General features: G+C 51.7%; 1 protein-coding gene and 1 pseudogene. One reads left to right on the forward strand and one right to left on the reverse strand.

Annotated elements, in window-relative coordinates; translation table 11 throughout:
• A partial coding sequence (locus IQ219_RS19770; protein WP_228017415.1) for an AIR synthase related protein occupies positions 1-692 on the reverse strand: 692 nt, incomplete at its 3' end.
• Positions 693-845: 153 nt separating this feature from the next.
• On the opposite strand from IQ219_RS19770, the pseudogene IQ219_RS19775 reads away from it, so the two are divergent.
• Positions 846-1178: pseudogene (locus IQ219_RS19775) on the forward strand (hypothetical protein); the annotation flags it as partial.

A 1178-nucleotide genomic window follows, 5' to 3' on the forward strand; every position in this document is an offset into this window, starting at 1 on the left:
TCCATGGACTGATCCGTTAATTCAGCACTGGCAAAGCTGGCTCCCCCCATGCCATCTCGCCCCGTGGTGGAACCCACATATAAAACCGGATTGCCCACCCCAGAAGCCCCGGCTTTGACAATTTCTTCCGTTTCCATCAAGCCCAAGGCCATGGCGTTGACTAAGGGATTACCGGAATAGGCTGGATCAAAATAGATTTCTCCCCCTACGGTGGGCACACCAACACAATTACCGTAATGACTGATGCCATCCACTACCCCGGTGAAAATACGTCGATTTCTGGCATCGTCCAAATTACCGAACCGTAGGGAATTTAAAATGGCGATCGGCCTCGCTCCCATGGTGAAAATGTCCCGCAGAATGCCCCCCACCCCGGTGGCTGCTCCCTGGAATGGTTCCACTGCAGAGGGATGGTTATGGGATTCGATTTTAAACGCCAGTTGCAAGCCATCCCCCAGATCCACGACGCCGGCATTTTCCCCAGGGCCTACTAAAATCCGTTCCCCTTCGGTAGGAAAATTACTCAATAGGGGCCGGGAATTTTTATAACAACAATGTTCTGACCACATGACACCGAACATGCCAAGCTCAGCTTTGTTAGGATGGCGACCCAGCCGTTGCACAATATCCAGGTACTCCTCGGGTTTTATACCTTCGGCGGCGATTTCGGTAGGGGTAAAGGGGGCGGTCATGGCAAGGAGGGTAAAAGGGTCAGGGATTCCAGGCTCATTTTATCTGACATTGCCCAAAAACAATCCGCTTAGATAGTTCAAGGTAGAATGTGCCTAGTGTCCATCGGGCGTCAAATCAGCCCTCCAACTTTTAAACACTGACTCTGATCATCCATGGCCGATTCCGCGCTACAACCCCGTCAGCATCCCATTTCTCCCCCCAGTCACCCCAAGCAATTCCGGGCGATCGGGGTGGTATATGGGCGCTACTATGCCAGCGAGGAATCCAGTCAACGGGGGATATTGGTGACGGAAACCGGGGACATTGTGGAGTCGGTGTTATTGGGAAAAACTTTTAGTCTGTTTAAACGCCATGTCAACTTAGAAGATCCCCATTTTTGGGTGGTTTATCCCCGACTACGGGATAAGGATGATCATCTCCATTTTCAGTTGGCAGGATTATGGGAACCGGAAAATCTTGGCCCTGGTCTGACCTCGGCCTCTGAC

It is taken from the genome of Synechocystis sp. LEGE 06083, assembly GCF_015207725.1.
Lineage (GTDB): Bacteria > Cyanobacteriota > Cyanobacteriia > Cyanobacteriales > Microcystaceae > Synechocystis > Synechocystis salina.